General features: G+C 71.0%; 26 protein-coding genes and 1 pseudogene. 8 read left to right on the top strand and 19 right to left on the bottom strand.

Features of this window, described 5'->3' with window-relative positions; translation table 11 throughout:
* Positions 1 to 110: 110 nt before the first annotated feature.
* On the bottom strand, positions 111 to 863 hold the full coding sequence (locus ACIA8D_RS00805; protein ID WP_399227765.1) for an alpha/beta hydrolase: 753 nt from the start codon (positions 861 to 863) through the stop codon (positions 111 to 113).
* Positions 864 to 1,034: 171 nt separating this feature from the next.
* Here ACIA8D_RS00805 and ACIA8D_RS00800 point away from each other — a divergent pair, with 171 nt between their 5' ends.
* Together ACIA8D_RS00800 and ACIA8D_RS00795 are read left to right on the top strand one after the other, a co-directional pair.
* Positions 1,035 to 2,201, top strand: a complete 1,167-nt coding sequence (locus ACIA8D_RS00800) for an adenosine deaminase (protein ID WP_399227764.1) — start codon at positions 1,035 to 1,037, stop codon at positions 2,199 to 2,201.
* A gap of 148 nt (positions 2,202 to 2,349) precedes the next feature.
* Positions 2,350 to 2,676 (top strand): ATP-binding protein, encoded by a 327-nt coding sequence (locus tag ACIA8D_RS00795; protein ID WP_399227763.1) that lies wholly within the window; start codon positions 2,350 to 2,352, stop codon positions 2,674 to 2,676.
* A gap of 84 nt (positions 2,677 to 2,760) precedes the next feature.
* On the opposite strand, the gene ACIA8D_RS00790 is transcribed toward ACIA8D_RS00795, so the two are convergent.
* The 5 genes from ACIA8D_RS00790 to afsQ1 form a co-directional block, all read right to left on the bottom strand.
* Positions 2,761 to 2,961 (bottom strand): PspC domain-containing protein, encoded by a 201-nt coding sequence (locus tag ACIA8D_RS00790; protein WP_399227762.1) that lies wholly within the window; start codon positions 2,959 to 2,961, stop codon positions 2,761 to 2,763.
* An 86-nt stretch (positions 2,962 to 3,047) separates the two neighbouring features.
* On the bottom strand, positions 3,048 to 3,590 hold the full coding sequence (locus tag ACIA8D_RS00785) for a VanZ family protein (protein WP_399227761.1): 543 nt from the start codon (positions 3,588 to 3,590) through the stop codon (positions 3,048 to 3,050).
* 57 nt (positions 3,591 to 3,647) lie between these two features.
* Complete coding sequence (locus ACIA8D_RS00780; protein WP_399227760.1) at positions 3,648 to 4,250, bottom strand: hypothetical protein; 603 nt, start codon at positions 4,248 to 4,250, stop codon at positions 3,648 to 3,650.
* Positions 4,247 to 5,815 (bottom strand): ATP-binding protein, encoded by a 1,569-nt coding sequence (locus ACIA8D_RS00775; protein WP_399227759.1) that lies wholly within the window; start codon positions 5,813 to 5,815, stop codon positions 4,247 to 4,249. Before ACIA8D_RS00775 ends, ACIA8D_RS00780 begins: the two co-directional genes overlap by 4 nt.
* Positions 5,812 to 6,489 carry a two-component system response regulator AfsQ1 gene (gene afsQ1 / locus ACIA8D_RS00770; RefSeq protein WP_013001223.1) on the bottom strand — a complete coding sequence of 226 codons (678 nt, stop codon included), beginning with the start codon at positions 6,487 to 6,489 and terminating at the stop codon, positions 5,812 to 5,814. Before afsQ1 ends, ACIA8D_RS00775 begins: the two co-directional genes overlap by 4 nt.
* A gap of 253 nt (positions 6,490 to 6,742) precedes the next feature.
* On the opposite strand from afsQ1, the gene ACIA8D_RS00765 reads away from it, so the two are divergent.
* Positions 6,743 to 7,507, top strand: coding sequence for a SigE family RNA polymerase sigma factor (locus tag ACIA8D_RS00765; protein WP_399227758.1), 765 nt, complete (start codon positions 6,743 to 6,745; stop codon positions 7,505 to 7,507).
* Between the two features lie 254 nt (positions 7,508 to 7,761).
* Here the strand turns inward: ACIA8D_RS00765 and ACIA8D_RS00760 are convergent, their stop codons facing one another.
* Positions 7,762 to 8,391, bottom strand: coding sequence for a uridine kinase (locus tag ACIA8D_RS00760; RefSeq protein ID WP_399227757.1), 630 nt, complete (start codon positions 8,389 to 8,391; stop codon positions 7,762 to 7,764).
* Between the two features lie 125 nt (positions 8,392 to 8,516).
* Here ACIA8D_RS00760 and ACIA8D_RS00755 point away from each other — a divergent pair, with 125 nt between their 5' ends.
* Entirely contained in the window at positions 8,517 to 8,930 is a 414-nt protein-coding gene (locus ACIA8D_RS00755) for a hypothetical protein (protein WP_399227756.1), read from the top strand.
* Positions 8,931 to 8,995: 65 nt separating this feature from the next.
* Here ACIA8D_RS00755 and ACIA8D_RS00750 read toward each other — a convergent pair whose 3' ends face one another.
* From ACIA8D_RS00750 to deoC, 3 genes are read right to left on the bottom strand one after another with little or no spacing between them, the layout of a single operon-like run.
* On the bottom strand, positions 8,996 to 9,886 hold the full coding sequence (locus ACIA8D_RS00750) for an aldehyde dehydrogenase family protein (protein ID WP_399227755.1): 891 nt from the start codon (positions 9,884 to 9,886) through the stop codon (positions 8,996 to 8,998).
* The gene (locus ACIA8D_RS00745) at positions 9,879 to 11,321 is read right to left on the bottom strand and encodes an aldehyde dehydrogenase family protein (protein ID WP_399227754.1); all 1,443 of its coding nucleotides are present in this window, start codon (positions 11,319 to 11,321) and stop codon (positions 9,879 to 9,881) included. The genes ACIA8D_RS00750 and ACIA8D_RS00745 overlap by 8 nt, the downstream gene beginning before the upstream one ends.
* Before the next feature lie 5 nt (positions 11,322 to 11,326).
* Positions 11,327 to 12,280: a deoxyribose-phosphate aldolase gene (deoC, locus tag ACIA8D_RS00740; protein ID WP_399227753.1), complete on the bottom strand. Its 954-nt coding sequence runs from the start codon at positions 12,278 to 12,280 to the stop codon at positions 11,327 to 11,329.
* A gap of 193 nt (positions 12,281 to 12,473) precedes the next feature.
* Here deoC and ACIA8D_RS00735 point away from each other — a divergent pair, with 193 nt between their 5' ends.
* On the top strand, positions 12,474 to 13,097 hold the full coding sequence (locus tag ACIA8D_RS00735; RefSeq protein ID WP_399227752.1) for a PH domain-containing protein: 624 nt from the start codon (positions 12,474 to 12,476) through the stop codon (positions 13,095 to 13,097).
* Positions 13,098 to 13,158: 61 nt separating this feature from the next.
* Here ACIA8D_RS00735 and ACIA8D_RS00730 read toward each other — a convergent pair whose 3' ends face one another.
* The 3 genes from ACIA8D_RS00730 to ACIA8D_RS00720 form a co-directional block, all read right to left on the bottom strand.
* Positions 13,159 to 14,814 carry a phospho-sugar mutase gene (locus ACIA8D_RS00730; RefSeq protein WP_399227751.1) on the bottom strand — a complete coding sequence of 552 codons (1,656 nt, stop codon included), beginning with the start codon at positions 14,812 to 14,814 and terminating at the stop codon, positions 13,159 to 13,161.
* 152 nt (positions 14,815 to 14,966) lie between these two features.
* Positions 14,967 to 15,791 (bottom strand): purine-nucleoside phosphorylase, encoded by an 825-nt coding sequence (locus ACIA8D_RS00725; RefSeq protein ID WP_399227750.1) that lies wholly within the window; start codon positions 15,789 to 15,791, stop codon positions 14,967 to 14,969.
* Positions 15,792 to 15,907: 116 nt separating this feature from the next.
* Complete coding sequence (locus tag ACIA8D_RS00720) at positions 15,908 to 16,345, bottom strand: gamma-glutamylcyclotransferase (protein WP_385764484.1); 438 nt, start codon at positions 16,343 to 16,345, stop codon at positions 15,908 to 15,910.
* A gap of 129 nt (positions 16,346 to 16,474) precedes the next feature.
* Between ACIA8D_RS00720 and ACIA8D_RS00715 the strand changes: the two genes are divergently transcribed.
* Both ACIA8D_RS00715 and ACIA8D_RS00710 read left to right on the top strand, forming a co-directional pair.
* Complete coding sequence (locus ACIA8D_RS00715; protein ID WP_399227749.1) at positions 16,475 to 17,923, top strand: NAD(P)H-quinone dehydrogenase; 1,449 nt, start codon at positions 16,475 to 16,477, stop codon at positions 17,921 to 17,923.
* A 174-nt stretch (positions 17,924 to 18,097) separates the two neighbouring features.
* A complete protein-coding gene (locus ACIA8D_RS00710; RefSeq protein ID WP_399227748.1) occupies positions 18,098 to 19,042 on the top strand; it encodes a DeoR/GlpR family DNA-binding transcription regulator in 945 nt (314 codons plus the stop codon).
* Positions 19,043 to 19,205: 163 nt separating this feature from the next.
* Here the strand turns inward: ACIA8D_RS00710 and ACIA8D_RS00705 are convergent, their stop codons facing one another.
* The 3 genes and pseudogenes from ACIA8D_RS00705 to ACIA8D_RS00695 all read right to left on the bottom strand — a co-directional run bounded on the left by ACIA8D_RS00705 (position 19,206) and on the right by ACIA8D_RS00695 (position 23,081).
* Positions 19,206 to 19,751, bottom strand: coding sequence for a TetR/AcrR family transcriptional regulator (locus ACIA8D_RS00705; protein ID WP_399228045.1), 546 nt, complete (start codon positions 19,749 to 19,751; stop codon positions 19,206 to 19,208).
* Between the two features lie 188 nt (positions 19,752 to 19,939).
* Positions 19,940 to 21,042, bottom strand: a pseudogene (locus tag ACIA8D_RS00700) (RNA-guided endonuclease InsQ/TnpB family protein).
* A 266-nt stretch (positions 21,043 to 21,308) separates the two neighbouring features.
* On the bottom strand, positions 21,309 to 23,081 hold the full coding sequence (locus tag ACIA8D_RS00695; RefSeq protein ID WP_399227747.1) for a biotin carboxylase N-terminal domain-containing protein: 1,773 nt from the start codon (positions 23,079 to 23,081) through the stop codon (positions 21,309 to 21,311).
* A 456-nt stretch (positions 23,082 to 23,537) separates the two neighbouring features.
* Between ACIA8D_RS00695 and ACIA8D_RS00690 the strand changes: the two genes are divergently transcribed.
* A complete protein-coding gene (locus tag ACIA8D_RS00690) occupies positions 23,538 to 24,008 on the top strand; it encodes a hypothetical protein (protein WP_399227746.1) in 471 nt (156 codons plus the stop codon).
* Here the strand turns inward: ACIA8D_RS00690 and ACIA8D_RS00685 are convergent.
* From ACIA8D_RS00685 to ACIA8D_RS00675, 3 genes are all read right to left on the bottom strand, one after another.
* Complete coding sequence (locus tag ACIA8D_RS00685) at positions 23,980 to 24,591, bottom strand: Maf family protein (protein WP_399227745.1); 612 nt, start codon at positions 24,589 to 24,591, stop codon at positions 23,980 to 23,982. The genes ACIA8D_RS00690 and ACIA8D_RS00685 overlap by 29 nt on opposite strands.
* 66 nt (positions 24,592 to 24,657) lie before the next feature.
* Positions 24,658 to 24,786, bottom strand: a complete 129-nt coding sequence (gene mmpB, locus ACIA8D_RS00680) for a morphogenic membrane protein MmpB (protein ID WP_399227744.1) — start codon at positions 24,784 to 24,786, stop codon at positions 24,658 to 24,660.
* 103 nt (positions 24,787 to 24,889) lie between these two features.
* A complete protein-coding gene (locus tag ACIA8D_RS00675; RefSeq protein ID WP_326018755.1) occupies positions 24,890 to 25,096 on the bottom strand; it encodes an acyl-CoA carboxylase subunit epsilon in 207 nt (68 codons plus the stop codon).
* Positions 25,097 to 25,098: the final 2 nt, after the last annotated feature.

The following is a 25,098-nucleotide window of genomic DNA, read 5'->3' as shown; positions in this document are numbered from 1 at the left end:
TGCAGGGGGCACCTCCCAGCGGTAGCTGGGGGAGATTGAGCAGCGGGGCCCGGGGCAGAGCCCCGCGACCGCAACCCCGGCCCGGCGCCACACCTGCATCCGGCGCCACACTAGAGCGTCCGCCCGAAGCCGGCGGCCAACGGCATCCGCAACCCCAAGGGCGGCGGCGCCGCAAGCGCATCCTGAAGCGGCCGGGAAAACGGCCGCCCGAACAGCGTGCCGAGCGCGAAGTCCACGGCCAGCGAGCCGACTTCGTACCGATGCTGCGCCAACCCGTGCCCGTCCGAGTGCACTTCGAAGCGGCACACGTCGCGGTTCGTCTTCTTCGCACGGCCCGCGAGCCGGAAGGACAACTCCGGGTCCGTGCGCCGGTCGTCCGTGCCGTGCACGATGAGGACCCGGCGGCCCGCGAGCTGCCTGACCGGTTCGAGCGGCGCCGCCACATCGTCCTCCGGCAGCCAAGGGGCGAGCGCCAGCACGGAGTTGACGGCTTCGTGCCCGGCCGCGTGCAGCGCCGCACGGCCGCCCATGTCGATGCCGGCGAGGCAGATCGGTACGTCCCCGTAGCGGCGCACGACCTCGTCGGCGGCCCACCGGGCATCGCGCGCGAGTTCGGCCTGCGTCTCGTTCCAGCCGCGGCACCGGTACTGCACGACATGGGCGACCAGGCCCGCGTCGCGCCCCGCGCGCGTGAGGCGGCGCGCGAGCGGGCGCAGCGCCGCCCGGTCCATGGGCGAGGGTCTGCGGGTCGACGTCTCCTCGCCCGCGGGGAGCAGCAGCACCACGCCGCCCACCGCCCCCGGCACCGGCCCGGCCGCCTTGGCAAGCCGCGCCTCGCGGCCCTGCGTCGCTCGCTGCTGCATGACAGCACAGTGTCAGAAGCCGACCGCACGACGCCGGTGGTCGGGTCACTGTTGCGTATCGACGGATCATGCCCGGCCGTTCTTCGCCCTCCCTTGCCACTCTCGTCGCGTTCCGCAACGAACGGACAACGAACCGCAGCGATCTACGCGCGTAGGAGTTAGAGTGCGGAAATGACGAGCCCGATCACCGCGAACCCCAACAGCCCCCGGGTGCCGACCGCCGAGCAGATCCGCCGCGCGCCCAAGGTGCTCCTGCACGACCACCTCGACGGCGGCCTGAGGCCCGGCACGATCGTCGACCTGGCGCGCGAGCAGGGGTACGAGAACCTGCCGGAGACCGACCCCGACAAGCTCGGCGTCTGGTTCCGCGAAGCGGCCGACTCCGGGTCCCTGGAGCGGTACTTGGAGACGTTCAGCCACACCTGCGCCGTCATGCAGACGCGCGAGGCGCTGTTCCGGGTCGCCGCCGAGTGCGCCGAGGACCTCGCCGAGGACGGCGTCGTCTACGCCGAGATCCGCTACGCCCCCGAGCAGCACCTGGAACAGGGGCTCACCCTCGAAGAGGTCGTCGAGGCGGTCAACGACGGCTTCAGGGAGGGCGAGCGGCGCGCGAAGGGGAACGGCCACCGCATCCGGGTCGGCGCCCTGCTCACCGCGATGCGACACGCGGCCCGCGCGCTGGAGATCGCCGAACTCGCCAACCGCTACCGGGACCTGGGTGTCGTCGGCTTCGACATCGCGGGCGCCGAGGCCGGCTTCCCTCCCACCCGCCACCTCGACGCCTTCGAGTACCTCAAGCGGGAGAACAACCACTTCACGATCCACGCGGGCGAGGCCTTCGGCCTTCCGTCGATCTGGCAGGCCCTCCAGTGGTGCGGCGCGGACCGGCTCGGGCACGGGGTGCGCATCATCGACGACATCAAGGTGGAGGCGGACGGCGGCGTGCAGCTCGGCCGCCTCGCCTCGTACGTGCGCGACAAGCGGATCCCGCTGGAGATGTGCCCCTCGTCGAACCTGCAGACCGGTGCCGCGAGTTCCTATGGCGAGCACCCCATCGGGCTGCTGCGAAAGCTGCACTTCAGGGCCACGGTCAACACCGACAACCGGCTGATGTCCGGTACGTCGATGAGCCGCGAGTTCGAGCACCTGGTCGACGCGTTCGGTTACACGCTCGACGACATGCAGTGGTTTTCTGTCAATGCGATGAAGTCAGCATTCATTCCTTTCGATGAACGACTGGCGATGATCAATGACGTCATCAAGCCCGGATACGCCGAGCTGAAATCCGAATGGCTGTTCCGCCAGACCACTTCCACCAGCGGTTCTGTCGCCGAATAGGGCTTTCCGGGGGGACGTTGAAGCGGCCGGGAACACGTGTTCCCGGCCGCTTTTTCCGGCGGTTCGCTGTTTGCAGGCGCAGCGAAGGAATGTTTACGGTCGTGGACCGCTCATTCCCCCGTCATCGTTCAAGAGGACGCATTTCACAATGAAGCAGTCTGCTGCAAAGACCCTCGGTGTCGCCGCTCTCGGAGCCGCTTTCGCCGCCGCCGGCGCCGGTGCCGCGAACGCTGCCCCGGCCGCCCCCGACGCCACCGACGCCGTCGGATCCGTGACCTCCGCCCTCCCGGTCCAGGACGTGGCGTCGACGCTGCCCGGCGCCGAGGCGCTGGGTGGCGCCCAGACCGCGGTCAACAACGGCCTGCACACCGCCGGCCCGGTCGTCGACCAGGCCACCAAGTCGGCCCTGCCCACCGACGGTGGCGACGCCGTCTCCGGGCTGCTCGGCGGCCTGCCGGTCGGCGGGCTCAGCTGACCCGGCCCACCGCACACACGCCGAAGGGGCGCACCCGCGATCACGCGGGCGCGCCCCTTCGGCGCGTACGGCTGTGGTGCGGCGTCACCAGGCCTGGCGCACCTTGTTCTCACTCGGGAACAGGATCCACAGCGCGATGTAGAGCAGGAACTGCGGGCCCGGCAGCAGACAGGAGACCAGGAAGATCACTCGCATCGTGGCCGCGGAGGTGCCGAAGCGCCGTGCCAGCGCTGCGCACACTCCGCCGATCATCCGTCCGTTGGTGGGGCGGGCAAGGGCGGTCATGGTGGGCTCCTTCGCGAACCGTAGGTCTTCGGTGTGTGGTGCTTACGTCTTCGAAGGTACGGCGATCGGCCGGGCAAAGCGTCAGCTCACGGGGCGATGCCGACCCTGGGAATCGTCGGGGTCGGACCCTGAGCGGGCTCCTGCGGGGGGAGGGGCTCACCGTCGGCCCTGCGGCGGAGCCGGGAGCGCAGGACGGGCACCACGAGGAGGTGGGCGAGCGCGACACCCACGGTGTTCAGGAACAGCGAGTCGACGTCCACGACCTGCCCGGGCACTCCGGTCTGCAGCAGTTCGATGCCGAGCGAGATCAGCGCCGCCACGGCGACCGTGCGCACAAGCGAACCCCACAACGACACCTGCAGGCGGCCGCCCGCGACGGGCAGGAGCACGCCGAGCGGGGCCAGCAGCGCCAGGCCCTCACCGAGCCGCACCGTGGCCTCGCGCCAGCCGAGCGCGAGGTCGGAGCGGATCCCGGCGAGCGGGTGCAGGTTCGCGGCGCTGACCCAGGGAACGTCCAGGGGGCGCAGCGTGAACCACGCGACGAAGAGGAGATGCGCGGCGAGCAGGACGATCCCTGCCGCACGGAAACGGACGGCGGCCCTGTGGCCGCCCGAGCGATGGCGCTGCACGCACCCCTAGACGCCGGGCGCGGGAGGATCGGTTCCGCCGAGGTCGCAGGGCGTTCGTCAGTTCACGGTCTTCGTCGGCGCCGGGATCAGGCCCGGGCGGGCCTTCAGGGCCTCAGAGCAGGTGTACTCGCGGGGCGGATCGGCGTCCGGGCCGCCGAGGATCACGTGCTCGTCGTCCTCCGCGGTGACCTCGCTGGTCGCGAACGTGCAGATGACCTGGGCCAGGGCGTAGGGGGACAGGTCGTCCGGCGGGGCGCTCAGGCGGAGCGCGTCCGCGGGATCGCCCTCGCGGGGGCCCGAGACCTTGAGGCCGGAGCGGACGTCCGTCGTGTAGCCCGCCGACTTCTCCTCGGCGGAGGGGGCCGACTCCAGCTGCGCGAGCAGCTCCCGGGCCACCACGACCCGGTCGGAGGACTGGCCGCGCTCCAGCGTGATGGTCCGGTCGACCGTGACCAGCTGCGACGTACAGACCAGATAGACCTGCACCGGGAACTCGCCGCCGGCCTGCGCCCCCACCTTGTCCGAGCCCGACAGGGAGCAGCCCACGCGCGTGGGAGCGGCGCCGAAGTCGGTCGGCACCTCCGTGGGACGGATCCCGCAGCCCGCGAGCAGGACCGCGGCGAGGCCGACGAGGACCAAGGGGCGTACGCGTCGCGTCACTTGGCGGCACCGCCTTCCCGCGCCTCCTTGGCGTCCTCCTCCGTGGCGGACGCGAGGGGCCCCGCGTCCCGCGGCAGGCGGAGCGTGAAAACGGCCCCGCCCTCGGGGGAGTTGGCGGCGCCGATCCGGCCGCCGTGGATCCGCGCGTTCTCCACGGCGATGGACAGGCCGAGGCCGCTGCCCTCCGAGCGGGGCCGCGAGGCGCTCGCCTTGAAGAAGCGGTCGAAGACGTGCGGCAGGACGTCCTCGGGGATGCCCGGACCGTGGTCGCGTACGGCGATGACGATGTCGTCGCCCGCCACCCGCACCGAGACGCGCACCGGGGACCCGCCGTGCTTGAGCGCGTTGCCGATCAGGTTCGCGAGGATCACGTCCAGGCGGCGCGGGTCGAGGCGGGCCGTGATGCCGCGCTCGGCGTCGAGTTCGACGGCGTCCAGCCAGGCGCGGGCGTCGATGCAGGCGGTGATCTGGTCGGCGAGGTCGACGTCGTCGAGGACGAGCCGGGCGCTGCCCGCGTCGAAGCGGGTGACCTCCATGAGGTTCTCCACGAGGTCGTTCAGGCGCCGGGTCTCGCTGACCACGAGACGTACCGCCGGTTCGATCATGGGGTCGACCGAGCCGGTCTCGGCGTCGAGCTCCTCCTCCAGGATCTCCGTCACCGCGGTGATCGCGGTCAGCGGCGTACGCAGCTCGTGCGACATGTCGGCGACGAAGCGACGCGAGGACTCGTCGCGGGAACTCATGTCCGCGACCTTCTTCTCCAGGTTCTCCGCCGTCTTGTTGAACGTACGGGACAGCTCCGCCAGCTCGTCCGTGCCGGACACGCGCAGCCGGGTGTCGAGCTTGCCCTCGCCGAGGCGGCGCGCGGCGACGCCGAGCCGGTGCACGGGCTTGAGGACCGTCGTCGCGGCGGCCTGCGCGAGCAGCGCCGAGCCGACGAGGGCGAGCGCGGTCGCGATGCCGAGCGACCAGGCGAGCGAGCTGAGGTCCTTGGCCTCCGGCTCCAGGGACTTGAGCATGTAGCCGGTCGGCCCGTCGTCCACGGTGGCGCCGCCGACCAGGTACGGGGTGTCGTCCTGGGTGATCCGCTGCCAGTACAGGTGGTACGCGTGCTTGTTGCCGCCGTTGATCGGCTGCTTCTTGGTGACCGCGTCCTGGAGCGACTTCGGCACGTCGGTGACGGTGAAGGCGTCCAGGTCCGAATTGCCCACGACCTGGCGGCCGTTCTCGTCCTTCGCCAGGAGCAGCACGCTGAAGTGCTGGCTGCTGCCCGCCATCAGGTTCGCCGCGTGCTGCAACTCGCCCTGCGTGGGCGCCTCGGGCAGCGCCGCCGCCCGGTTCTGCATCTCCTGCTTGAAGTCGCTGAGCGCCGAGTCCTGGGTGCGCGTGAGCACGGCCTCGCGATTGAGCCAGTACGCGATCCCCGACGCGGACACCGCGGCCGTCAGGGCCACGAGCGCGAACACGACGACCAGGCGCAGCCGGAGGCTGGTGAAGCGCAGGCCGGCGAGGAGGGTCTTCTTGGCCGCGGCCGCGCCCCGGAGCTTGTCGTGCGGCTTGGTCACTGAGGCGTGTCCAGCCGGTAGCCCACCCCGCGCACCGTACGGATCAGGGTCGGCGACGACGGGACGTCCTCGACCTTCGCGCGCAGCCGCTGCACACACGCGTCGACGAGCCGCGAGTCGCCGAGGTAGTCGTGCTCCCACACCAGGCGCAGCAACTGCTGCCGGGACAGCGCCTGTCCGGGCCGCCGGCTCAGTTCGAGCAGCAAGCGCAGCTCGGTCGGCGTCAGTTGCAGGTCCTCGCCGTTCTTCGTCACCGTCATCGCGGCCCGGTCGATCACCAACGAGCCGAACGTCGCCGCGTCGTTGGCCTCCCGCTCGCCGCGCCGCAGCACCGCCCGGATCCGCGCGTCGAGCACGCGCCCCTGCACCGGCTTCACGACATAGTCGTCGGCGCCGGACTCGAGGCCCACCACGACGTCGATGTCGTCGCTGCGCGCGGTCAGCAGAATGATCGGCAGTTGGTCCGTGCGCCGGATGCGGCGGCACACCTCGAAACCGTCGATGCCGGGCAGCATGACGTCGAGGACGATCAGATCGGGCCGCTGTTCGCGCAGCAGCTTCAGACCGTCCTCTCCGGTGGCAGCGGTGGCGACCCGGTGGCCCTGGCGCGTAAGTGACAGCTCCAGGGCCGTACGGATGGCGTCGTCGTCCTCGATCAGCAACAGGGAAGGCACAAGCGCCATTCTGGCCCATCAGAGGCCTTCAGTTCGACCGAGTGTGCGCGTCAGGTGCGGGGAAGGGGCGCGGAACGGGCCCGGCGGGGGCGCTTCCTCCACGTCCGCTCCCTATTACGGGAGCCGCTGTGACAGGCCTGTGACAGTCGACGGACACCGTCATGAACTCGGCCCGGCAAGCTTTTGGTCATCGCGAAGAAGCATCGCGACGACGACGCAGAAGTATTCGGTACTCCACGACGGGGGGCGCGAGATGAACACGCTGCACAGCACCACCTCAAGCGCGGTTGTCACGCGTCTGCACGACATGGGCCGAGTGGTTTCCGAGCGTCACGAGAAGTCCGGCGCTGTGACCGGGCGGGGGTGCGTTCGCGGCGCCGGGCGTCAGCACACCGGGATCATGACGGTGGTTGACCCGCGGGAAACGGTGACCGAGGGGGGTCACGGGGGAGCCGCGTACAGGGAGGACTCGGGGGAGCAGCGCCGGACATCCTTGTCGGAGGCCGAGTTCACGGCTTACGTCCAGGAGCGCCGCGCCTCCCTGTACGCAACCGCCTACCACCTGACCGGAGACCGGTTCGAGGCCGAGGACCTGTTGCAGAGCGCGCTGTTCTCGACGTACCGGGCCTGGGACCGGATCAGTGACAAGGCCGCGGTCGGGGGCTACCTCCGCCGCACCATGACGAACCTGCACATCAGCGCGTGGCGCCGCCGCAAGCTGAACGAGTACCCGACCGAGGAGCTGCCGGAGACGGCCAACGACACGGACGCGATGCGCGGCACCGAACTGCGCGCGGTCCTGTGGCAGGCGCTGACCCGGCTGCCCGAACTCCAGCGCACCATGCTGGTCCTTCGTTACTACGAGGGCCGTACGGACCCGGAGATCGCGGAGATCCTCGACATCAGCGTGGGCACGGTGAAGTCCAGCATCTGGCGGTCGCTGCGGCGGCTGCGCGAGGACGAGGTGCTGAGCTTCGGGCGTGACCAGGAGGAGTCCTTCGGCGAGCTTGTCGCCTGAAGGCTGGGGGGAACGGGGCCCTGTTCGGGGGAGCGGGGTTCAGCACGGGGGAAGTACGGGGGAGCAGTAGGGGGGAGTGGGCGGGACCGGAAGGCCGGGGGGTCTTTCCGGTCCCGTTCCGTATGTTCCGGCCCGCCGTGGTTGCGGTCTCGGGGCTCTGCCCCGGACCCCGCTGCTCAATCTCCCCCAGCTCCCGCTGGGAGGTGCCCCCTGCAGGGGCTTGAAATGCCCGCTCAATCGCCGCAGGGGCTTGATCAGGAACGCGCTTTCACGCAGCGGCCCGCCGCGGCCGCGGCGACGCGGCCCAGGGCCTCCTCCTTGCCGCACGGGTGCGCGCCGAGTGCCGCCTGGCGGGCCACGATGGACCGCTCCGTGCGCATCAGGCGCCAGCCGCGCCGCAGCAGGAACGGCACCGACTTGCGGCCCTCCTTGAGGTCGCGCAGCAGCCGGCGGCGGAACGTCGTCGACGGGCGGCCGCGCAGGCACAGCGCGTCGGCGAGCACGCCCAACTCCCGGCAGCGTTCCACGATGTCCGCCGCGAAGATGCCCTCCGCGATGAACAGCGGCGTGCGTTCGATGTCCAGCGTCTCCTCGCCCACACGCGAGCTGGTGGAGATGTCGTAGACGGGAACGCTCGTACGGCCCTGCGCGCACAGCGCCACGATCGCGGCGACCGCGACCTCGGAGTCCCAGGACAGCGGAGAGTCCCAGTCGATGTCCGAAGTGCCCTGAACCAGGGGCAGCGTGGGGTCCCCCGCCTCCTTGTAGAAGTCGTCGAGGCACAGGACGGGCAGCCCGGAGCGGGCCGCGAACGACGACTTGCCGGAGCCCGAGGGGCCACAGAGCAGGACGACCCGCGTCGGTATCGGAGGATGCGAACTCACGAGACACCAGTGTGAGGCATGGCGACCCTGTCACCTCCCCGCGTGGTGCCGTTGTGGCACGCACCACGCCAACTACCCTGAGTGCGCACATGATTACACAGGCGAAAGGTTTCGGGCGGAACGCCATGGCACGACACGCAGACCACCAACCCACTTCCTCCGTGCGGCGCACCTTGATGCGTCTCGGACTCACCGTGACCGCGGCGGGCGCGGTCGTCGCCGCGGGGGCCGTCTCCGCGAGCGCGGCGCCGATCCCGCTGCCGCAGACGCAGACCGGCGACGAGAACGTCGACGCGGCGGTCGGCGGCGTATCGACGGCGCTCGACTCGGCCACGTCGAACGGCCTCGGCACGCTGAAGAAGCTGCCGATCGACCCGCTGGCCGGCACGGGCGTCGACCCGCTGGACAACTCGATCGGCACGCAGGTCGCGGACTTCGTGCCGATCAGCACCGCCTCGGTCACCGGGCCCGTGGCCTCGGGGGCGTCGTTGGAGGAGCTGCCCGTGGTGGGCCCCGCGATGAGCGTGCTGCCGGGCTGACCGGCATGACGGTGGCCCCGGCTCCTCCTGGACGGCGAAGGAGCCGGGGCCACTGTCGGGACCGTCTAGTACGCGGAGCCGGACGCGCCCAGCGAACCCGTCGGGTGCCAGACCGTCTTGGTCTCCAGGAAGTACGTCAGACGGTCCGTGCCCGGGTCCGCCGCGAAGTCCTCCACAGGCTGTGGACGGCGCACGCGCTTCAGATTGTCGGCGGCCGCGATCTCCAACTGCTTCGCGAGATCGGTGTCGGCGCCCGTCAGGTCGATGCCGTTCACGTCCTGGTGCGCGGCGAGCGAAGGGGCGATCTCCGCAGCCTTCCCGGACAGGATGTTCACGACGCCGCCGGGCACGTCCGAGGTCGCGAGCACCTCGCCGAGGGAGAGCGCCGGGAGCGGGGACGTCTCGCTGGTGATCACGACGGCGGTGTTGCCGCTCGCGATCACCGGGGCGATCACCGAGACGAGGCCGAGGAAGGACGAGTCCTGGGGCGCCAGGACCGCCACGACACCCGTCGGCTCGGGGGTGGACAGGTTGAAGTACGGGCCCGCCACCGGGTTCGCCCCGCCGACGACCTGGCCGATCTTGTCGGTCCAGCCCGCGTACCAGACCCAGCGGTCGATCGCCGCGTCCACGACGGCCGCCGCCTTCGACCTGCTCAGGCCCTCCGCCTCGGCGACCTCGCGCGCGAACTGCTCGCGGCGCCCCTCCAGCATCTCGGCGACGCGGTACAGCACCTGCCCGCGGTTGTACGCCGTCGCGCCCTGCCAGCCGCCGAAGGCCTTGCGGGCGGCGACCACGGCGTCACGGGCGTCCTTGCGGGAGGACAGCGGGGCGTTGGCCAGCCAGTCGCCACTCTTGCCATCGGTCACTTCGTACACCCGGCCGCTCTCGGAACGCGGGAACTTCCCGCCGACGTACAGCTTGTAGGTCTTGAAGACCGAAAGACGCTCAGACATCGAGGTAGGCCTCCAGACCGTGACGGCCGCCCTCGCGGCCGAAGCCCGACTCCTTGTAGCCGCCGAAGGGCGAGGTCGGGTCGAACTTGTTGAACGTGTTGGCCCAGACGACCCCGGCCCGCAGCTTGTTCGCGACCGCGAGGATGCGCGAGCCCTTCTCCGTCCAGATGCCGGCCGAGAGGCCGTACTGCGAGTTGTTGGCCTTGGCGACCGCCTCGTCCGGCGTGCGGAACGTGAGCACGGACAGGACCGGGCCGAAGATCTCGTCGCGGGCGACGGTGTGCGCCTGCGTGACGTTCGTGAAGAGCGTCGGCGCGAACCAGTAGCCGGAGGAGGGCAGTTCGCAGGGCGCGGACCAGCGCTCGGCGCCCTCGGCCTCGCCCTGCTCGGTGAGCGCGGTGATCCGGGCCAGTTGCTCGGCGGAGTTGATGGCGCCGATGTCGGTGTTCTTGTCGAGCGGATCGCCGAGCTGCAGGGTGGTCAGGCGCCGCTTGAGGGAGTCGAGCAGCTCGTCCTGGATCGACTCCTGGACGAGGAGGCGGGAGCCCGCGCAGCAGACCTGGCCCTGGTTGAAGAAGATGCCGGTGACGATGCCCTCGACGGCCTGGTCGATGGGGGCGTCGTCGAAGACGATGTTCGCGCCCTTGCCGCCGAGTTCGAGCGTCAGCTTCTTGTCCGTACCGGCGACGGTGCGGGCGATCTCCTTGCCGACGGCCGTGGAGCCGGTGAAGGCGACCTTGTTCACGTCGGGGTGGGCGACGAGCGCCGCGCCCGAATCCCCGTATCCGGGAAGGATGTTGACGACGCCCTTCGGCAGGCCCGCCTGGCGGCAGATGTCCGCGAAGAACAGGGCGGACAGCGGGGTCGTCTCGGCGGGCTTCAGCACCACCGTGTTGCCGGTGGCGAGCGCCGGGGCGATCTTCCACGCCAGCATCAGGAGCGGGAAGTTCCACGGGATGACCTGGCCCGCGACGCCCAGCGCCCTGGGGTTCGGGCCGAAGCCCGCGTGGTCGAGCTTGTCCGCCCAGCCCGCGTAGTAGAAGAAGTGCGCCGCGACCAGGGGAAGGTCGGCGTCGCGGGTCTCCTTGATCGGCTTGCCGTTGTCGAGCGTCTCCAGGACGGCGAGCTCGCGGCTGCGCTCCTGGATGATGCGGGCGATGCGGAAGAGGTACTTGCCGCGCTCGGCGCCGGGCAGCGCGGACCACTTCTCGAACGCCTTGCGGGCCGCCTTCACGGCACGCTCGACATCCGCCTCACCGGCCTGCGCGACCTCGGAGAGGACCTCCTCGGTGGCGGGGGAGACGGTCTTGAAGACCTTGCCGTCGGCGGCGTCGGTGAACTCGCCGTCGATGAACAGCCCGTAGGAGGGGGCGATGTCGACGACGGACCGCGACTCGGGCGCGGGCGCGTACTCGAATACAGATGCCTTGGTCATGGTGATCAGTCCACCGTCACGTAGTCGGGACCGGAGTAGCGGCCTGTCGCCAGCTTCTGACGCTGCATCAGCAGGTCGTTGAGGAGGCTGGAGGCGCCGAAGCGGAACCAGTGGTTGTCGAGCCAGTCCTCGCCCGCGGTCTCGTTCACGATGACCAGGAACTTGACGGCGTCCTTGGAGGTGCGGATGCCGCCCGCGGGCTTCACGCCGACCTGTACCCCGGTGGCGGCGCGGAAGTCGCGGACGGCTTCGAGCATGAGGAGGGTGTTGGCGGGGGTGGCGTTGACGCCGACCTTGCCCGTCGACGTCTTGATGAAGTCGGCCCCGGCCAGCATGCCGATCCAGCTCGCGCGCCGGATGTTGTCGTACGTCGAGAGCTCGCCGGTCTCGAAGATGACCTTGAGGCGGGCGGCGCCGGAGGCCTCCTTCACGGCGCGGATCTCCTCGTACACCTTCATGTAGTCGCCCGAGAGGAAGGCGCCGCGATCGATGACCATGTCGATCTCGTCGGCCCCCGCGGCCACGGCCTCCCGTACGTCCCCGAGCTTGACCTCGAGGGCGGCGCGGCCGGCCGGGAAGGCGGTCGCGACGGAGGCGACCTTCACGTCCGTGCCGGCGACGGCGGCCTTCGCGGTGGCCACCATGTCGGGGTAGACGCAGACGGCCGCCGTGCGGGGCGCGGAGCGGTCGGTCGGGTCCGGGTTGACCGCCTTCGCGCCGAGGGCCCGGACCTTGCCCGGGGTGTCGGCGCCTTCCAGGGTCGTCAGGTCGATCATCGAGATGGCCAGGTCGATGGCGTACGCCTTCGCCGTGGTCTTGATGGAACGGGTCCCGAGCGAAGCGGCGCGCGCCTCCAGGCCGACCGCGTCGACGCCGGGCAACCCGTGCAGGAAGCGGCGCAGCGTGCCGTCGGACGCGGTGACGTCGCTGAGAGCGGGTGCGGGTGCAGAACTGGGCATGGTCACGAGGGGAGCATATCTACGCGCGTAGCGGCTGTACAGGTCGCGGTGCGGTTGCGGGGGCCGTGGTTGCGGACTCGGGGCTCCGCCCCGGGCCCCGCTGCTCAAACGCCGCAGGGGCTTGATCCTGCCCAGCCGCTCGATCGGTCGGCTGATGGATACGGGTCTTGACGGGTCGGGCACAATCGGAGCCATGACGAGCAGCCAGACCACACCTCCGCAGGCGCCCGACCGGATCTATCGGTCTCCCGCCGGTATCGCGGGCGGTGTCGCGCTGATCCTGATGGGCGCCTGGCTGGGCGGCGACGCGGTGGTCAACGGGGACGGGCGGACGCCGTGGACGGTGCTTGCCGCGCTGCTGCTCGTCGTGCCGCTGGTCGTCGCGTTCACGATCCGGCCGGCCGTCTTCGGGAACGAGGAGCGGCTGCGCGTGCGCAACCCGTTCCGTGACATCACGTTGCCGTGGGGCGCGGTCGCGGGCTTCAGGTCCGGGTACTCGAACGAGGTCCTCGTCGAGACGGGCGCCAAGTACCAGCTCTGGTCCATCCCGGTGTCGCTGCGCGGCCGACGCAAGGCGCAGCGCCAGCAGCTGCGCGCGGCCAAGGGCGGCCGCACGCCCACGGGGGCCAGCGGCCTCCCGGTGACCGAGCCGCGCGCGCCCGGCGACCAGGCCATGGACGAACTGCGCGAACTCCACGACACCCGCGCCGCGGCGGAGAGCTCACGCGGCGAGGTCACGACCCGCTGGGCCTACGAAATCATCGCCCCGGCGGCCGTAGGAGCCGTGCTCCTCGTGTTCCTGATTGCGCTGGGCTGACCCTCACGACCACGGGGCTCCGCCCCGGACCCCCGTGGCCGCGACCGCGGGCTGCGCCGCGCTAGATGCCGGCCGCAACGGAGAGGTCCCGTTTCAGGGACGCCAACCGCTGCACGGCAGTGCCCCGCGCCGCCGGCAACGCCGACCGATCGGCGACCGCCACCACGACCTCCAGGTAACACTTCAACTTCGGCTCCGTCCCCGACGGCCGCACCACGACCCGCGCCCCGTCCAGGGTGTAGCGGAGCCCATCCGTGGGCGGCAGCCCGCCCTCCCCCTCGGAGAGATCGTCCGCGCGGGTCACCGCAAGCCCTGCCAGCTCCACCGGCGGAGCCCCCCGCAGACGACTCATCGCGTCCGCGATCACCGAAAGGTCCTCGACCCGCACGCTCAACTGGTCCGTGGCATGCAGCCCGTGCTCCAGCGCCAGGTCGTCGAGCGCGTCGAGGAGCGTACGGCCCTGCTCCTTCAGCTCACTCGCCAGCTCGGTCACGAGCAGCGCCGCCGTGATGCCGTCCTTGTCGCGCACGCCCTCGGGGTCGACGCAGTAGCCGAGCGCCTCCTCGTAGCCGTAGCGCAGGCCCTCGACACGGGCGATCCACTTGAAGCCGGTCAGCGTCTCCTCGTACGGGAGCCCCGCCGCCTCGGCGATCCGGCCGAGCAGCGAGGACGACACGATCGACTCGGCGAGTACACCGCTCACCCCCCGCTTCACCAGGTGCGCCGCGAGGAGCGCGCCGACCTCGTCGCCGCGCAGCATCCGCCAGTCGCCGCCGCCGGGCACGGCCACGGCGCAGCGGTCCGCGTCCGGGTCGTTGGCGATGATCAGGTCCGGGGTCTCGTCCTGCGCGCGGGCCGTCGCGAAGGACAGGTCCATCGCCCCCGGCTCCTCCGGGTTCGGGAACGCGACCGTGGGGAAGTCCGGATCGGGCTCGGCCTGCTCCGGCACGAGCACCGGCGCGGGGAAGCCCGCGCGGGCGAAGGCCGCGAGCAGCGTGTCCTTGCCGACGCCGTGCATCGCCGTGTAGACGGCACGGGCCGAACGCGCGGAACCCGGCGCGAGCACCGCGTCCGTGCGCGCCAGATACGCCTCCAGGACGTCCTCGCCGAGCGTCTCCCAGCCCGACTCCGCGCGCGGCACGTCGTTCAGCGACGCCACCGCGTCGATCTCGGCGGCGATCTCCGCGTCGGCCGGCGGCACGATCTGCGAGCCGTCGCCGAGGTACACCTTGTAGCCGTTGTCGCGCGGCGGGTTGTGCGAGGCCGTGACCTCGACGCCCGCGACCGCGCCCAGGTGCCGTATGGCGAAGGCGAGCACGGGGGTGGGCAGCGGGCGGGGGAGGACCGCGGCGCGCAGCCCGGCCCCCACCATCACGGCCGCCGTGTCGCGCGCGAAGTCCGCCGACTTGTGGCGGGCGTCGTAGCCGATGACCACGACGCCGTCCGTCTGCCCCTTCGCCTTCAGGTACGCCGCCAGGCCCGCGGCCGCGCGGATGACCACCGCGCGGTTCATCCGCATCGGGCCCGCGCCCAGTTCGCCGCGGAGACCTGCGGTGCCGAACTGGAGTGTGCCGGCGAAGCGCTCGCCGATCGACTCCAGGTCACCCGCCTCGATGAGCTTGGCGAGTTCCTCGCGGGTCTCCGGGTCCGGGTCCTCCGCGAGCCAGGTCTTCGCCCGGTCGAGCGGTGCGTTGCCAGATACGGTCACGGTTCGCATTCCTTCGGGAGTTCTCGGGCCGCAACGGGGTCGACGTCTCGGGGCTCCGCCGCGGACCCCGCTGCTCAATCGCCGCAGGGGCTTGATTGTCCGGACCTCGCGCCTCGAGCGCCGGTGGGCTTGGTTGTGCCGAAGCGGCCCAGGGGCAGCGGTCAGATCTTCGCGAGGACCTTGGTCAGCAGGTCGCCCATGGCGGTGGCCGAGTCGCGGCCCGCCTGGAGGACCTCTTCGTGGTTGAGCGGCTCGCCGGACAGGCCCGCCGCCAGGTTCGTCACCAGGGAGATGCCGAGCACCTCGGCGCCCGCCTCGCGGGCCGCGATGGCCTCCAGGGTGGTGGACATGCCGACCAGGTCGGCGCCGAGGATGCCGGCCATCCGGACCTCGGCGGGGGTCTCGTAGTGCGGGCCGGGGAACTGGGCGTACACGCCCTCTTCCAGGCTCGGGTCGATCTCCTGGCACAGCGCGCGCAGCCGCGGCGAGTACAGGTCGGTGAGGTCGACGAAGTTGGCGCCGACGATCGGCGAGGCCGCCGTCAGGTTGATGTGGTCCGAGATCAGGACCGGCTGGCCCGGGCGCATGCCCTGGCGCAGACCGCCGCACCCGTTGGTGAGCACGATGGTCTTGCAGCCCGCCGCGGCGGCCGTGCGCACGCCGTGCGCGACGGCGGCGACGCCGCGGCCCTCGTAGAAGTGCGTACGGCCCAGGTAGACCAGGGCGCGCTTCTCGCCGACCTGGTACGAGCGGACCGTGCCGCCGTGGCCCGCCACCGCCGCGCCGGTGAAACCGGGCAGCTCGGTGAAGGGGAACTCGGCGGCGGGCTCGCCCAGCGCCTCGGCGGCGGGCGCCCAGCCCGAGCCCATCACGAGGGCGACGTCGTGGGTCTCGGCGCCCGTCAGCTCGCGCAGCCGCGCGGCTGCGGCGTCGGCGGCGGCGTACGGGTCGGCCAGGACGTTGTCCGGAGTAAGAGAAGCGTTCACGCCGACGAGGGTAGCCTGTCGTTGCCTACGCGCGTAGATGTCGGAGGTCACGTCCTTGTGATCGTTGCCTTGTCGTTTCCGACGAACGGGGGAGCGGGAAGTGCTTCCGGGCGCCCTCAGCAGGGGCGCTTGCGCAGCTCCATCGCATAGTCGTGCGGCGCGCCCGCGGACTCGGCCGCGTCGGCGATCTCGCCCAGGTACCGCGCGGAGGGGAGACCGCCCTCGTACCCGTTCAATACGTAGAGCCACGCCGGCTCCTCGCCCTCCAGGGTGTCCACACGGACCCGCATCCGCCGGTAGATGTCGAGCCCGACACCCTCCCAACGATCCATCGACTCCTCGTCCATCGGGGCGATGTCGTACAGCGCGACGAAGACCTGGGAACGCGGCGCCTCGACGATCGTGGCGAGTGCGCCCTCCCAGCCCATGTGCTCGCCCCCGAACGTGAGCCGCCAGCCGTTCAGCCAGCCCGTCGCGCGCAACGGCGAGTGCGGGGCGCGGCGCGTCATGAGCCGCGCGTCGAGATTGCCGGCGTACGCGGCGTAGAGCGACATGGGACCGAGCGTACGTCAGTGGACCCGCGTGTCCCGTGAGTAACGGAAGCACCCCTCTTACGGGGAGATACGTGCGCCCGTGCCCGGACGGGGGCCCCGGATCGGTGCGGGCTTGAAGCGTGCGGGACAATGGGGCATGTGACTCGGATCGTGATCATCGGTGGCGGACCTGGCGGATACGAGGCGGCGTTGGTGGCCGCGTCCCTCGGCGCGGAGGTGACCGTCGTCGACTGCGACGGCCTCGGCGGGGCGTCGGTGCTGACCGACTGCGTACCGTCGAAGACCTTGATCGCCACGGCCGAGGTGATGACCACCTTCGACTCCTCCTATGAAGAGCTCGGCATCATCGTCGAGGACGACACCCCCGATCCGGACAGCCCGGCCCGCGTCGTCGGCGTGGACCTCGGCAAGGTCAACCGCCGTGTGAAGCGCCTCGCGCTCGCCCAGTCCCACGACATCACCGCCTCCGTCACCCGCGCGGGCGCGCGCGTGCTGCGCGGCAAGGGCCGCCTCGACGGCCAGCAGGCGCTCGACGGCTCCCGCAAGGTGATCGTCACCGCGGCCGACGGCACCGAGGAGACCCTCGTCGCTGACGCCGTGCTGCTGTGCACCGGCGGCCACCCGCGCGAGCTGGCCGACGCGCAGCCAGACGGCGAGCGGATCCTCAACTGGACGCAGGTGTACGACCTGGACGAGCTCCCCGAGGAGCTCATCGTGGTCGGTTCCGGTGTCACCGGCGCCGAGTTCGCCGGTGCCTACAAGGCACTCGGCTCCAAGGTCACCCTCGTCTCCTCCCGCGACCGCGTGCTGCCCGGCGAGGACCCGGACGCCGCCGCCGTCCTGGAGGACGTGTTCCGGCGCCGCGGCATGAACGTCATGGCCCGCTCCCGCGCCGCCTCCGCCAAGCGCGTCGGCGACCGCGTCGAGGTCACGCTCTCCGACGGCCGGGTGATCTCCGGTACGCACTGCCTGATGGCGGTCGGCGCCGTCCCCAACAGCGAGGGCCTCGGCCTGGAGGAAGCGGGCGTCAAGGTCAAGGAGTCGGGCCACATCTGGACCGACAAGGTCAGCCGCACCACCGCTCCCGGCGTGTACGCGGCCGGTGACGTGACCGGCGTCTTCGCCCTCGCCTCGGTCGCCGCGATGCAGGGCCGCATCGCGATGTACCACTTCCTGGGCGACGCGGTGACCCCGCTGAACCTCAAGACGGTCTCGTCCAACGTCTTCACCGACCCGGAGATCGCGACCGTCGGCTACACGCAGGCCGACGTCGACTCGGGCAAGATCGACGCGCGCGCGGTCAAGCTGCCGCTGCTGCGCAACCCGCGCGCGAAGATGCAGGGCATCCGGGACGGCTTCGTCAAGATCTTCTGCCGTCCGGGCACGGGCATCGTGGTCGGCGGAGTGGTCGTCGCGCCGCGCGCTTCGGAACTGATCCACCCCATCTCGATCGCGGTCGACAACAATCTGACGGTCGAGCAGATCGCGAACACGTTCACCGTGTACCCCTCGCTGTCGGGCTCGATCGCCGAAGTGGCGCGGCAGTTGCACACGCGGAAGATCGCCGAAGAGAGCTGACGCGGGGCAACGGGCCGCAGGTCACGGTGAGTTGCGGCCCATGCGGGGGGCATAGGCGAGATGTATAGGCACCCCGCCGCGCCTATACCACTTCCACGGTTCTTGTGCGAACAGAATCTGTAATTCGGCGCAAACTGCTGAAAGCAGACGGTCGTTGGGGTTACTGTCAGTTTCGTGTTCGCTGCAGAACGTCGTCAATTGATCCTCGAAATGGTGCGAGCCAACGGAGCGGTTTCGCTCCGTGAGCTCGCCCGCGTCGTCCAGACCTCTGAAGTGACCGTACGGCGGGACGTGCGCGCACTGGAGGCAGAAGGACTCCTCGACCGCCGGCACGGCGGTGCGGTATTGCCGGGCGGATTCACGCGGGAGTCCGGCTTTCCGCAGAAGTCACATCTCGCGACCGCAGAGAAGACGGCCATCGCCGATCTCGCCGCGGGTCTCGTCGAAGAGGGCGAGGCCATCGTGGTGGGCGCGGGGACGACCACGCAGGAGCTGGCCCGCCGGCTCGCGCGTGTGCCGGGCCTGACCGTCGTCACCAACTCCCTCCTGGTGGCACAGGCACTCGCCCATGCCAACAGGGTCGAGGTCGTCATGACCGGTGGCACGCTGCGGGGTTCCAACTACGCGCTGGTGGGCAGCGGTGCGGAGCAGTCCCTCCAGGGGCTGAGAGTCTCCCGCGCCTTCCTGTCCGGCAGCGGTCTGACCGCCGAGCGCGGGCTCTCCACGTCCAACATGCTGTCGGCGTCCGTGGACCGGGCGCTCGTGCAGGCCGCGTCCGAGGTCGTCGTGCTCGCGGATCACTCCAAGCTCGGTACGGACACCATGTTCCAGACCGTGCCGACCGATGTGATCACGCGGCTCGTGACGGACGAGCCGCCGGCGCACGACGACCGGGCGGCGACGGAGCTTCAGGCGCTGGCCGATCAGGGGGTGCAGGTCGCTGTTGCGGGGGCCGGGGCGGAGGACCCTACCGGGGGCGGTGAATCCGTCCCGGCGCGTCAGCCGCGCCGGGATGTGCCCTTGCCCGGGCAGCGGCGGGGCCACCCGTTGCGTGCCGCGGCCCTGGACGCGGCCCCGCCCGAGCGGACGGCCCGGGTGGCGGATCTGCGACGCCGGTGAGCTCCCGCCCGTCCGGCGTCGCGCCCTGGGGCTCTGCCCCGGACCCCGCTCCTCAATCGCCGGAGGGGCTTGATATGCCCAAACGGCTGGGCCGATTAAGCCCCTGCGGCGATTGAGCAGCGGGGTCCGGGGCGGAGCCCCGTGGCCGCAACACCGGTGCCGGTCAACAGGCGATCCCGCGCAACGTCAACCGCAGCAGCCGATCCGCCAACCCCGGGTCCGACGGAGTCTCCTCCGCCGCGAGGGCAATCGCGTTCGTGAGCTGAAGGAGGTCCGTCATGGAGACATCCTGCCGCACCGCCCCCACCCGCTGCGCTCGCGAGAGCAGCGCCTGGCCGGCCTCCCGCATCGGATCGCTGCACCGGGCCAGCGCGGAACTCGCGTCCTGCGAGGCCGACATGAGGGCCCGCGAGAGCCCCCGGTACTCGCTCGCGTGCGTGATGATCTCGCGCAGCCAGGTCACGAGCGCCGTACAGGGCTGCGGAGCGTCGAGCAGCGCCCGGGAGCGGGCCAGCAGATCGTTCACCGCCTCCTCGAAGACGGCGCTCATCAGCGCGTGCCGGTTGGGGAAGTGCCGGTACAGCGTGCCGATGCCGACCCCGGCCCCGCGGGCCACCTCCTCCAGGGAGGCGCCCGTGCCGTGTTCGGCGAAGGCGATCCGGGCCTGCGCGAGCAGCCGCTCGTAGTTGCGGCGCGCGTCCGCGCGCATGCGGCGCGAGCGATCGTGCTCGGCTGTCGTCATCGGGCCTCCCTGGGCGTGCGCGGGCCTGGTGCGCAGGACTTCAAGGATGCCCGATCGCGGGACCGCGGCGGTGCGGAGGGATCGCTACCGCATTGACATGCTCCTCGCACTGAAGGGGGGCGAGGATTCTGGCCTTCTTGATCGGACCTGTGCCGCTACGCGGCACGGGTTCCGGTCTTGAATCCGTGGCTTCCTGTTTCTTCGCGCTGTGCCGGGACTGCTCCCGGTCTTACCGGCGCTCCGCAGGCCGATACCGCCAGTCCGGCGGCCGTCTTGATGTTGATCGCGGCGTTGATGTCCCGGTCGTGGACCGCGCCGCAGGCGGCACACGTCCACTCCCGAACGTTCAGGGGCTTGGGGCCGTCCTTGACGCCGCAGGAGGAACAGACCTGAGAGGTCGGCTCGAAGCGGCCGATCTTCACCAGGGCGCGGCCGTACCGCTCAGCCTTGTACGCCGGCATGCTGATGAACGACGGCCATCCGGCGTCGTGCACGGACTTGGCCAGCCTGGTGCGGGCCAGTCCCGCCACCGACAGGTCCTCCACGGCGATTCCTTGGTTCTCGGAGATCAGCTTCGTGGAGAGCTGGTGGTGGAACTCACGGCGGGCGTCGGCGACCTTCGCGTGGGCGCGGGCGACCTGCAGGCGGGCCTTGGCCCGGTTCTTGGATCCCTTCTGTTTGCGGGACAGTTCTCGCTGGGCCTTCTTCAGCTTCTTCTCCGCGCGCCGCAGGAACCGCGGGGAGTCGATCTTCGTGCCGTCGGAGAGGACCGCGAAGTGGGTGAGGCCGAGGTCGAGGTCGAGGCCGATGGTGCGGTCGGTTGCGGGCATCCGCCGCGCGTCGGCGGCGGGGTCGGTGTCGATGACGAAGGAGGCAAAGTACCGCCCGGCCGCGTCCTTGACGACGGTGACCGAGGTGGGGGTGGTGGGCAGGGTGCGGGACCACTTCACCTTCACCGCCCCGATCTTCGGCAGGCTCAGCAGGCCGCCGCTGCTGGTGATGCTCCAGCGGGCGTTGGCAGCGCCTCGGTATCCCGCAGGGACTGCTGGAGGACGACGGCGGAGACTTCGCCCAGCCAGGAGCGTGAGGTCGTCTGCTTCGCCTGGGTGATCAGGCGGGTGGACAGCTCGCCGACGGTCGGGAACGGCCGGGCGGCCTGACGGGCGTCTTCACGGGCGCGGACCGCGTCGTTGAACACGACTCGGGCGCACCCGAACGCCCTGGCCGGCGCGGCCTGCTGAGCGGTGTCGGGGTACAACCCGACCGGAGCTGCATGACGATCACGCTAGGCACGTCGAACTCCCGTCGTCACCAGGAACGTACGAGCGACTCGGCACCGTCACAGGCAGAGTCCGGCTCCGCCGGAACGCCACTATGACGCGAACACCGGACTCGCTTTCCCCCTGACCTGAAGGCCGGGGCGCCGCGAATGAATTCCGGTGGCGTCGGTGCGAACGACCGGGGGCCCGCCGACCAGAACGGTCGACGGGCCCCCGGCGTACGGCTGTTGCGCCTGGCGCGGCGTCAGTCCTTGATCTCGCAGATCGCGGCGCCCGAGGTGAGGGAGGCGCCGATCTCGGCGGACAGGCCCTTGACGGTGCCCGACTTGTGGGCGTTCAGGGGCTGTTCCATCTTCATGGCCTCCAGGACGACGACGAGGTCGCCCTCCTTGACCTCCTGGCCCTCCTCGACCGCGACCTTGACGATCGTGCCCTGCATCGGGGAGGCGAGGGAGTCGCCGGAGGCCGCCGTGCCGGACTTCTTGGCGGCGCGGCGCTTCGGCTTGGCACCGGCGTTGAGGCCCGTGCGCGCCAGCGACATGCCCATGCCGGCCGGGAGGGAGACCTCCAGGCGCTTGCCGCCGACCTCGACGACGATGTTCTCGCGGCCGGCCTCGTCCTCGTCCTCACCGGGCGCCGGAGCGGCGAACGGCGGGATGTCGTTGACGAACTCGGTCTCGATCCAGCGCGTGAAGACCGTGAACGGGTCCTGGCTGCCGGTCAGTTCGGGGGCGAACGCCGGGTCGGTGACCACCTTGCGGTGGAAGGGAATGGCGGTGGCCATGCCCTCGACCTCGAACTCGGCGAGCGCGCGGGAGGCCCGCTGGAGGGCCTCCTTGCGGGTACGCCCGGTGACGATCAGCTTGGCGAGCAGGGAGTCCCAGGCCGGGCCGATGACCGAGCCGGACTCGACGCCCGCGTCCAGGCGGACACCGGGGCCCGCGGGGCCCTCGAACTTGGTGACGGTGCCCGGGGCGGGCAGGAAGCCGCGGCCCGGGTCCTCGCCGTTGATGCGGAACTCGAAGGAGTGGCCGCGCAGTTCGGGGTCGCCGTAGCCGAGCTCCTCGCCGTCGGCGATGCGGAACATCTCGCGCACGAGGTCGATGCCGGCGACCTCCTCGGTGACCGGGTGCTCGACCTGGAGACGGGTGTTGACCTCCAGGAAGGAGATCGTGCCGTCCGCGCCGACGAGGAACTCGACGGTGCCCGCGCCGACGTAGCCGGCCTCCTTGAGGATCGCCTTCGACGACGAGTACAGCTGCTCCAGCTGCGCGTCGGACAGGAACGGCGCCGGGGCCTCCTCGACGAGCTTCTGGTGGCGGCGCTGCAACGAGCAGTCACGGGTGGAGACGACGACCACGTTGCCGTGCTGGTCGGCCAGGCACTGCGTCTCGACGTGGCGCGGCTTGTCGAGGTAGCGCTCCACGAAGCACTCGCCGCGGCCGAAGGCGGCGACGGCCTCGCGCACCGCGGACTCGTACAGCTCGGGCACCTCGTCGAGGGTGCGGGCGACCTTCAGGCCGCGGCCGCCGCCACCGAAGGCGGCCTTGATCGCGATCGGCAGGCCGTGCTCCTCGGCGAACGCCACGACCTCGTCGGAGCCCGAGACCGGGTCCGGGGTGCCGGCGACCAGCGGGGCGCCCGCGCGCTGCGCGATGTGCCGGGCGGCGACCTTGTCACCGAGGTCGCGGATGGCGTGCGGGGGCGGGCCGATCCAGATCAGCCCGGCATCGAGGACGGCCTGGGCGAACTCGGCGTTCTCCGACAGGAATCCGTAGCCGGGGTGGATGGCGTCCGCGCCGGAGTCCTTCGCCGCCTGGAGCACCTTGGCGATGTCCAGGTAGCTGGTGGCCGGGGTGTCCCCGCCAAGGGCGAACGCCTCGTCGGCCGCACGGACGTGCAGAGCGTCCCGGTCCGGCTCGGCGTAGACGGCAACGCTCGCGATCCCCGTGTCCCGGCACGCCCGGGCCACGCGGACAGCGATTTCGCCACGGTTGGCGATGAGCACCTTGCGCACGATGGCTCCCTCCTTGCTGTGTCTTCCCGGGGGCATCCCCCGGACCCCCGGCCGTGGTCGCCCGAGCCGGGGCGGTCGGCGGGTCACCGTGAAGCTTGACTCACTGAAACAAGCTGAGTTTAGGGACTGCCGACACGGACCCACGAGGCGTCCCCGGGCGTGAGCTTGCCCACACGCAGTGTCACCCGGGATCCACCCGGTGGGTGGAATCCCTTGTCGCGCCTGGATACGCGCGATCCCTCACCGCAACCCTAGCCCGCCTCTGTGGTCAAGGTCTCTGTGAGACCGCGCCGCGCCCCATGGGCATTCTTTGTGGAGTCCCTACGAATGGCCCAACGATTCTTTGCCTTCGCGGGAACCTCGGCAGAACCCTTGTACCGGGGTTTACCCGTTAGTAGCGTTCGGGATGTCTTGGCCGTACTAGCGGTAACAGTCAGTGGAAGTGGGTGGGGGCCGGTGGCTCGCAAGCCGGTGGCGTGGGTTGCCGCGATCGTGTTGTTCGCGGAGGCGTTCGGGATCGCGCTCCTGAACTGGTTCCTGGGCCTTGTGGTCGACAACCAGGACATGTCCCTCGCCGGGCTCGACCCGCGGGCGATGTCGGTGGGCGCGTGGATAGCGGGCGGCCTGTTCGGGCTCTATCTGGCGCTGTGCGGGATCGTGCTGGCGCGCACCGCGGTCGTCGACCGGGCGCCGGCCGGGTTCGGGCGGATCCTGCTGATCAGCGCGGCCGTCGTGCACGGACTGCTCGGCGCGTTCTCGATCAGCCTGGTGGGCTGGTTCAGCTTCGTGTTCATGATGGTCGTGCTCGCCCTGCTCGTGCTCACGCTGGTCGCGTTCGACCGGCACGAGCAGGGGGAGCGGGAGCCGCAGGGGGACAGCCCCGCGCAGAACGGTCCGGCTACTCCGCCGGCGCCCACAACTCCGTGATGCCGATGCCCAGTTCGGCGAGCAGGCGGCGGACCAGTGGCAGCGAGAGGCCGATCACGTTGCCGTGGTCGCCGTCGATGCCGTCGATGAACGGGGCCGAGCGGCCGTCCAGGGTGAACGCGCCCGCGACGTAGAGGGGTTCGCCCGTCGCCACGTACGCGGCGACCTCCGCGTCGCTCGGCTCGCCGAAGCGGACGACGGTGGAGGCGGTGCCCGAGGCGTACCGGCCGCTCGCCGTGTCGTAGACGCAGTGGCCCGTCTGCAGCGTTCCGGCGCGGCCGCGCATGGACTTCCAGCGGGCCGTGGCCTCCTCGGCGTCGGCCGGCTTGCCGAGCGCCTCGCCGTCGAGGTCGAGCACGGAGTCGCAGCCGATGACGACGGCGCCGCCCGCCTCGGGGCGTGCCGAGACCACGGATGCCTTGGCCTCGGCGAGCGCGAGGGCGAGTTCGGCGGGGGTCGGGGCCGTCACGGCGTCCTCGTCGACCCCGCTGACGATCACCTCGGGGGCGAACCCGGCCTGCCGCAGCAGACCGAGGCGGGCGGGGGACTGGGAGGCAAGGATCAGGCGGCGTGGAGCAGTCATGCGGCTCAGGTTATCCAGCGTGACGCGGTGCGTTCCCCGGTCGGCCGCCCTGCTCGGTCGCCCGGATCACGCGGTCCCCAGCATCAGGAACATCACGACCATGGCGAGGGCCAGCACAAAGCCCGCGCGCCGCAGCATCGCCTGCGTTTCGCGGAGCTCCTTCGGGGGCTCGTCATCGGGGTCTGACCACAGCACATACAGCATGGTGCTGCTCGCGCGTGCGGGGCGCCTGAGTACGCGTACTCAGGCGCCCCGCTACGAAAGGACTAATTCACGCGGGCCCGTGTGATCACGTAATTCACGCGGGCCAGTACGTCCGGGACCAGCTCGACGCCCCCGGGGCCGGCAGCCGGTGCCGGGCGATACGGGAGGGGTCGGACCACGCGTCCCGGTCCGCCGCCGCGGCCGGGGCGTCCGGGACCGCCGCGGCGCGCGCCTGGACCACCGCCAGTGCGGCGGCCAGCTCCTCGGGGGTCGGATTGCCCCGTACGACCTTGATCATCACAG

This window comes from Streptomyces sp. NPDC051684 (assembly GCF_044453445.1).
Taxonomy (GTDB): domain Bacteria; phylum Actinomycetota; class Actinomycetes; order Streptomycetales; family Streptomycetaceae; genus Streptomyces.
This window is presented reverse-complemented; position numbering and strand designations above follow the sequence as displayed.